General features: G+C 67.2%; 7 protein-coding genes. 5 read left to right on the forward strand and 2 right to left on the reverse strand.

What is annotated here, in order from left to right:
* Positions 1 to 122 precede the first annotated feature (122 nt).
* The 5 genes from ACWEVN_RS44330 (at position 123) to ACWEVN_RS44350 (ending at position 6,010) form a co-directional block, all read left to right on the forward strand.
* A complete protein-coding gene (locus ACWEVN_RS44330) occupies positions 123 to 1,280 on the forward strand; it encodes a tyrosine-type recombinase/integrase (protein WP_452055288.1) in 1,158 nt (385 codons plus the stop codon).
* The gene (locus ACWEVN_RS44335; RefSeq protein ID WP_452055289.1) at positions 1,277 to 3,748 is read left to right on the forward strand and encodes a tyrosine-type recombinase/integrase; all 2,472 of its coding nucleotides are present in this window, start codon (positions 1,277 to 1,279) and stop codon (positions 3,746 to 3,748) included. Before ACWEVN_RS44330 ends, ACWEVN_RS44335 begins: the two co-directional genes overlap by 4 nt.
* Positions 3,745 to 4,272, forward strand: coding sequence for a DUF6262 family protein (locus ACWEVN_RS44340; protein ID WP_452055290.1), 528 nt, complete (start codon positions 3,745 to 3,747; stop codon positions 4,270 to 4,272). Before ACWEVN_RS44335 ends, ACWEVN_RS44340 begins: the two co-directional genes overlap by 4 nt.
* A gap of 604 nt (positions 4,273 to 4,876) precedes the next feature.
* Positions 4,877 to 5,116, forward strand: coding sequence for a hypothetical protein (locus tag ACWEVN_RS44345; protein WP_452055291.1), 240 nt, complete (start codon positions 4,877 to 4,879; stop codon positions 5,114 to 5,116).
* 27 nt (positions 5,117 to 5,143) lie between these two features.
* Positions 5,144 to 6,010 carry a helix-turn-helix domain-containing protein gene (locus tag ACWEVN_RS44350; protein ID WP_452055292.1) on the forward strand — a complete coding sequence of 289 codons (867 nt, stop codon included), beginning with the start codon at positions 5,144 to 5,146 and terminating at the stop codon, positions 6,008 to 6,010.
* A 448-nt stretch (positions 6,011 to 6,458) separates the two neighbouring features.
* Here ACWEVN_RS44350 and ACWEVN_RS44355 read toward each other — a convergent pair whose 3' ends face one another.
* Both ACWEVN_RS44355 and ACWEVN_RS44360 read right to left on the reverse strand, forming a co-directional pair.
* Positions 6,459 to 7,034: an RNA polymerase sigma factor gene (locus ACWEVN_RS44355; protein WP_452055293.1), complete on the reverse strand. Its 576-nt coding sequence runs from the start codon at positions 7,032 to 7,034 to the stop codon at positions 6,459 to 6,461.
* Positions 7,034 to 7,363: a hypothetical protein gene (locus ACWEVN_RS44360; protein WP_452055294.1), complete on the reverse strand. Its 330-nt coding sequence runs from the start codon at positions 7,361 to 7,363 to the stop codon at positions 7,034 to 7,036. The genes ACWEVN_RS44355 and ACWEVN_RS44360 overlap by 1 nt, the downstream gene beginning before the upstream one ends.
* Positions 7,364 to 7,680: the final 317 nt, after the last annotated feature.

A 7,680-nucleotide genomic window follows, 5' to 3' on the forward strand; every position in this document is an offset into this window, starting at 1 on the left:
TTCTCCGGGACTCGTCAGTCTGTCGTGTGATGTTGCGTTGACCGCCCACGTGGGAGGTCTTGCGACGGTTCTCTGGGGGTGTGGTTCTGTGGCTCCTTGTTAATGATCAAGAAGGAGCAGGAGTGCGGGCTTTCAAGGTCCAGATGCCGTCAGGCAACCGCTACTGGACGGTGATCGACGACGATCTGCACGTCGAGCCGGTCGCGGATCGGTTCCTCCGCGAGCTGCGGTTCGGCCGAGATCGCGCCGAGTCGACGACGAAGGCGTACGCCGGCGGTGTCGTCCTGTTCATGCGCTGGTGCCTGCGCACCGGCAGGGAGTGGCGGACCGCCGCCGCGGACATGGGCCTGTTCATGATCTGGCTGAAGTACACCCCGGCTGACAGCGAGCAGGTCGTGGTGCTCGGACCAGGCACCACGCCGGTTCGCGGTGAAAGCCGGGTCAACCGGGTGCTGGTGGCCGTGCGGTCCTTCCTGTCGTTCGCGGTGCTCAACCACGAGGCACCGTCGTGGGTGCTCGGGGTGATCTACGACCTGGCCGACAGCCGCGACCTGCCGGTGGAGGCCCAGGGCGAGGACAGCAGTCTGTTCTACCGGCTCCGCGCCCGGCATCACGTGCACGAACCGGAGACGACGGTGGACCGCGCCTCCGACGAGGAGATCGTGGCGCTGTTCGCCGCCTGCCGCTCGGCACGCGACCGGCTGATCGTGCTCTTGCTGGCCCGGGCCGGGCTGCGTCGCAGCGAGGCGGTGGGGCTTCGCCGGTCTGACCTGCATCTGCTGCCGGACAACCGGTCGCTGGGCTGCGACGTCGAGGGCGCGCACCTGCACGTCATCCGCCGCGAGAACGTCAACGGGGCGTGGGCGAAGTCCCGCCACACCCGCGCAGTCCCGCTCGACTTCCTGCTGGTGCAAGCGATCGACCAGTACACGCTGGAGCGCCAGCAGTGTCCGGCGGCCGCGCACAGCGACTTCCTGCTGGTGAACCTGTTCCGGCCACCGCTGGGCAACCCGATGCCGCCGGACGCGATCAACGACCTGTTCGAGGCGCTCTGCACCCGCGCCGGCCTGGCCCGACGAGTGGCGCCGCACATGTGTCGGCACGCCTTCGGCAGCAACCTCGCCGACGCCGGCGCGCTGCTGGACGAGATCCAGGCACTGTTCGGCCACGCCAGCACCTCGTCCTCACAGATCTACATGCACCCCAGCTCAGCCCGGCTGCGCGCGGCGGTCGAGCAGGTTCCGACGCCCCGCGCCCTGCTCGACGGGGTCAACCGGTGACCGCGCTGGCGCTGGCCACCGACGGCCTCGACGTCGACCGGGACGACGAGTTGTGGGCGGCGATCGACCCGCAACTGCTGGACACCCTGAGCTGGGACGACGCCATCAAGGTGCTGACCTTCCCCCGCGATCACCCGATCCTGGGCTGGACCGCCTGCAAGGTCAGCGGTTGTGAGAAGGACGGCCGCGGCCGCGGCAACTTGTGCGCAGCATGCGCGCTGCGCTGGCAGGAAGCCGGGACGCCACTGGAGGAATTCCTCCGGACAGCGACGCCCAGGAATCGCTCAATCGGCGTCCAGCCCTGCGCAGTGCCAGGCTGCCAGCGGCCCTGGAAGTCCAAGACGCTGCTGCTCTGCGACGCCCACCACTGGCAACGCGCACGGCACCTGACGGTTCCCATCGAGGAGTTCGTGACGCATCCCCGCGTCACTCCTTACCCGTCGTTCGGGCCATGCTCCGTCGCAGCCTGCACTCGTGATCGTCCTGGCAACGGCCCACATTGCAAGGCCCACCAGCACCGAGCCGCCGCGCAGGCCCGACAAGACCCGCGGTTCGATCCCGAACTGTGGTCTCTCACAGCATCCGCGATCCCCGAGGTCGGCAAGGCCAGCCTGCGCGGACTTCCCGCGAGGGTGATCGCGGAAGTGCTCTACGGAATCCAGGAACGCGCCCGAACCCTCTCCAAGGTCCACTACTACGACGTCCGCGCTCTCTGCGACCGGGCACGACTCCACGGCGCCGCATCCCTGGACGCCCTGTCAGCCGACGTCCTATCGCTCGCGCAGCGCAAACTCCGCTCCACATTCCTGACGGCCGCGCGCCGCGCCGACGCCACACCGGAAACGGAGTGCCAAAAGGACGTCTGGGACTTGGCCGTGTTCGGCCAGGGCCGCACGCTGACGTTCACCGAGATCAGCCAGCCCTGGCTGCGCGAGGCAACCAAGCGCTGGGCGGTGGACACTCTGCCCAAGCACCGCGGCAGGCAGGTCGCCAGCGTCCTCCAGAGCCGGATCAACGCACTGGCCCTGCTGTCGGAAAGCCTCCGGCTCCACCGCGACGACCACGGTCTGCACCCGGCTGAACTGTCCCGCCAGGACATCACCACGTTCTGCAACCGACTCGCCTACCTGATGGCGCAGGGCACGATCAGCGCAAACAGGCGCGTGCACATCTCGCGTTACGCCCGGGGCACGCTCGACCGGATGCGGAAGATGGGCTTGGTCCGCCCCGGTGAGCCGCTGGAGAACCTGCCGGCCGACTTCGCGCTCGCCGACGCCGACATCCCCGACGAACCCGAGGACACCGAAGCCGGCCGCGACCTGCCGAACGAGGTGATGCGGCACCTCTGCGAACACCTGCCCGCCCTGGAGGCTCAGGCCAGCCAGGACATCCGGACCGCTACCGAGCTGATCATCGACACCGGCCGCCGACCGCACGAGATCTGCTCTCTCAACCTGGACTGCCTGGACCGGGAGGACGGCAAACCGGTCCTCATCTACGACAACCACAAGGCCAACCGCAAGGCTCGCCGGCTGCCGATCCCCGGCGCCACCGCGGCGCTGATCATCGAGCAACAAGAGCGGGTCCGAGCACGGTTCCCGCACACGCCGCCGGCGGAGCTGAAGCTGTTCCCGAGCACGACGCGCAACCCCGAGGGCCGCACGGCGGCGACCGCCGGCTGGCTGGGCAAGCGCCACCGGGACTGGGTCGACAGCCTGCCGGAAGTCCAGGTTCCGACCGTGATCCACGAAGGCGGGCACGCGGTCACCAAGCTGCTGCCGTTCGACAAGGCGAAGATCTTCCCCTACGCCTACCGCCACACCTACGCCCAGCGGCACGCGGACGCGGGCGTCGACGTCGTCGTGCTCAAGGAGCTGATGGACCACCGGCAGCTCAGCACAACGCAGGGCTACTACCGCGTCGGGGAGGAACGCCGGCGCGAAGCCGTCGAACGGGTCACCACGATGCAGTTCGACCGGCATGGCAACCGGATCTGGCGCCAGGCCAAGGCACTGCTGGACTCGGAGCACCTCCGCCGGGCGGTCGGTGAGATCGCCGTCCCCTACGGCGGCTGCTCCGAGCCGTCCAACGTCGCCGCCGACGGCCAGGACTGTCCGCTGCGGTTCCGCTGCATCGGCTGCGGCCACTTCAGCACCGACATCTCCTACCTGCCGGACCTCGAACGCTATCTCGCCGACCTGCTGCGGCACCGGGAACGCCTGGCCGCGACGCTGGACGCCGACGAATGGGCCCGCGACGAGGCGCTGCCGTCGGACCAGGAGATCACGCGCATCCGCCGCCTGATCAACCGCATGAAGGGTGACCTCGACGAGCTGACCGACGAGGACCGCGCCCAGATCGAGGACGCCGTCGCGGTCGTCCGCCGCAACCGCAGCAAGCTCGTCAGCCTCGGGATGCCCCGCATCCGCCAGCCCCTGCCCGACCTGCGACCGGAGCGCACCGCATGACCAGCAGCAACCCGATGATCGACGGGCGTCGAGCCGACTCGGCCCGACGTCGTCAACGCGTCATCAAGGCCATCAACACCGCCAGCAGCAGCGGCGGAGAGATCAGCGTCTCGGCGATCGCTCGAGCCGCAGGCGTCGACCGCACATTCCTCTATCGCCACACTGACCTGCTCGGTCAGGTCCACGCCGCGCAGGCCAACCCCGCCGCGGCGGACGGCGGCGGACCCGTGGTGAGCCGGGCATCCCTGCAAGCCGACCTGGCCAACACGCACGGCCAGATCACCCGCCAGGCCGCCCACATTCGACAGCTGGAGAAGAAGCTCTCCGAGCTGATGGGCGAGCAAGCATGGCGCGAGTCCGGCCTGGGCGCACCGACGGACATCGAGCATCTGCAGCGCCAGATCACCCAGCTTGAGCAGCGGGTGGTCGACCTCCGTGGCCAACTGGAGGAGCGTGACCAGGAGTTGGAGGCCGCGCGGACGGCCAACCGGGAACTGATCGCCAACCTGAACCGACGCGCCTGACAACCGACGTCGTTGGGGAGAGGCGACGCCCTCCGTGATGCCGGGTGTCGGTGCCAGCGTCGGCATATCTGAGAATGTGAGAAGGCCTCCCGCGCCAACAGGAGACCTTCTCGCCCCGATGCTCGTCCGGACCAACAGACTGCCTCGGGAACTTGAGGGAGCCGGAGTCATGCTCCGGTCAGCTCACCTTCAAGCTCGCGCGGGGCGGCGCCACGGCGCGCCCGCGAGCACTAGCCAAGCACGGGACGTTGTTGTTCGGTACGCGTGGACGTTCGGCGGACGTTCGGCGAACGGACGGCGAACATAACAGGCCCCTGACCTGGGACGTCGCTCGTTCGGAACGAACGGCCTGGACGGTCGGTTCGCGTTCGTTCGAACGCGGCGGGACTGTCCACGCGCACGAGAGTAGCGGTTCTGGACGCCCACGGATGAAGATTGCAAACAACACGACCCTGGATGGACTACCGCAGGCGGCGGGGTTGGGCCATCATCAGCGGTGAGCAGTTGCCCCCTCTCTGTCAGCGCCAACTGGCGGAGAACCACGGAGTGGCTGCTCGCCCTGATTGCTCGTCCGGACCACTACATCCCGAAAGGGTGCTGCCCAATGCCGTCTCGTCTTGTCCGCTGGTCGTTCAGCGGCTGCCTGTTGTTCCCCCCAGCCGCAGCGCGGACCAGAGTTTTGGTCGTGGTGCTGGCGTTCGTGCTGGTGCTGCTGTTCCGTGGTTATGACCTGCCCACCACGCTGGCCCTGCTCGGGAGCGCGGGGCTGATGACTGCGCAGGTCAGCCAGCACCTGATGCGCCCCCGGCTCGCGCCGGCGACGCTCCCACCGTCGGTGTCCTGACCTTCCCTATCGATTAGGACGTCAACGATGGGACGCCGGGAACGCCCGATCGACCCGCGCGTGAGCGGTCCGCTCGCGGAGTTTGCCGATGGTCTTCGGCAGCTTCGCGGGCGGGCCGGCCTCTCCTACCGCCAGCTGGCCCAACACGCGCACTACTCGGCCTCGGTGCTCTCCGAGGCCGCCTCCGGCCTGTCACGACCAAGCCTGGAAGTCACCCTGGCCTACGTTCGTGGCTGCGGCGGCACCGAACGACAGCTCGAGCACTGGGCACAGGCATGGAAGCTCCTCAACGAGCAGTTCACTACGGAATCCGAACTCCAGCCGCCCCGAGTCCGCGCGGCGACGCTGCACAGCTCCCCACGTCAGGTCCAGATGCGGATCCCCGCCACCGAGGCCGACTCGGCTGCCCCCATCCCCCTGCCGGATCCACGGACCGCCACGACGATCGCGGAGTTCACCGCGCAGCTGCGGCGCCTCAGGGAACGCCTCGGCCTGTCCTATGCCCAGCTCTCGGAGAGAACCGGCGACGACGGCGAATATCCCCTTGCCAAGAGCACCATCCACGCGATGCTCACTACCAACCGGCTCCCGCAGCCGAGGCACCTCATCGCCGTGCTCAACGCCTGCGGCCAGCAAGATCACCTGGATGCCTGGCTCGACACCTGGCACAAGCTCGGGGACCAGACCCGCGCCGCAGAAGTCGCCAGCCCGCAGGAGTCCGCGGAATCTTCTCCCGCCGAAGGACATACTCCAACCTCAGCATCCGACGACGCCAGCAACCAGGTCTCATCAAGCTCGTCCTGGACGAGGTCGCACTTCGCGATCTTGGCGATCGTGGCGACTGTGGTCTTCGTGCTGGGTTTGCTGGCCGGGATGCTCATGACGCAGCTCTAGGCTTGCTTGCGCTGGGGAAGGAGCTCTCCGAGCTGCTCGGCGAGCATGCCTGGCGGGGCGGGAGTCCGAGCTCGGCGCACACCCGCTGACGCCGACGAGCTTCAGCGCCGCATCACCACGCTGGAACAGCACGTGGTGAACTGCAGAGGGAGATCGCGGGCCGAGACCAAGACCTCGGCGCTGCTCGCGCCGCGGACAGCGAGCTGATGACCTGGCTGAATACGACAGAGGTGAGCCGACGCACCCTCGCGGGTTCGTGACCTGGGGCGATACCCAGTATGAGGCGATGATCCAGAAGTGGTCTAGGGCCCGCCGCCCGAACTCTTGGCCGGAGGAGGGCAGCGGGCCCTGCGACAAGACTGGCGGGATCCGCCGTCTACTTGTTCAGTCGCTGACCGCAGCAGCTACGTGCAAGTTAAGTGAGCCAGGTCACAACTTGCGACTCAGGTCACATCGGCTCCGACTCGGCGTTGACCTTCAGCTCCGCGGCCAACCTGCGCCTAGCGTGACGAAGATGCGACCTAACGGCAGCGGGCGAAAGTTCCAGCATGTCAGCGACTTCCTCGGCGCGAAACCCGTCCATCCAGAAGGCCAAGACCTGCCGTTGCCTGATTGGGAGCTTCGCGAGAAGCGAGAGCGTCAGCTCAGCACTTCGACCAAGGGCCACGTCTTCTGCCGAGGGAGCCAGCTCCTCATCCGCGAGCAGATTGGCCAGCTCACCCGCGGACGACTTTCGTCGGTATTGCTTTCGCCATAGATCACGCGCGCGCAATACCGCCACCTTGAAAACGAAGGCTCGCGGATGCTGAACTTCATTCCACTTGTCGTAAACAGCGAGCATGGATTCCTGCGCGACATCAACAGCGTCACTATGATCAACGCCTTGCTTTATTAGATGCGAAACGACAGACGGGAACGTGACTCGGAAGAACTCCTCGAAGCTTCGCGCGCCGAGATCGTGCTCAGCTACCTCGCCGGCGAGCGCGTCCGACACGCGCTCGCCAGAGAGGTCGTCATCCCTCATCAGTCGTCCGGACGCTGATCCCCGGAGCGCCCGCCGCCGTTTCCGAACAGGATCTCCCAGAGCGTCCGCTCCAGCCACGGGCGAAGTCGTTTCCAGGCTCGGCGCCTCATTTCTCCGCCGACGATCGGCAGCAATGCCATAAAGGCAAGCGCATCGAGGCCGACGGGCACATACTCGGGAAGGCCACGCAAAGAAGAAAGCACCCGAGTAAGGATTGAGAGACCGACACAAACAAATGCTGCGCCGATGCAGAAAGCTACGCGACGCTTGTCGCGCGGGGGTTCCGCCGAATCAACGACGAAACCTCCCGAAGAGCGGGGGCCGCTCATCGGATCTCCTTTATTCAGTCCTGTCGCTTGCCGCTCACCCGGTCCTCCGGCCAGATTTCCAGATGAGCAGCTCAATCCCAGCACCTTGCGGCCTCCTTGACCAGCCCCTTCAAGGGTTTGTGGCCAAACTCACCATGTGATCCGAGCGGGCATGTGACTGTCGGTGCTTGGTCCTACACCTTAGCGCGCGGCCAGTGCGGCAGGCGGCCCGTCCCGCCTTGCGCGACACCTGTTGCACTGCGCTACTGTCCGCCCCAGGCCATCGAGCTGCGAAAACCCCGCTCGACCGCGACAGCCGCCCGGCTACCCCCAGAGAA

This window comes from Amycolatopsis sp. NPDC003861 (genome assembly GCF_053605405.1).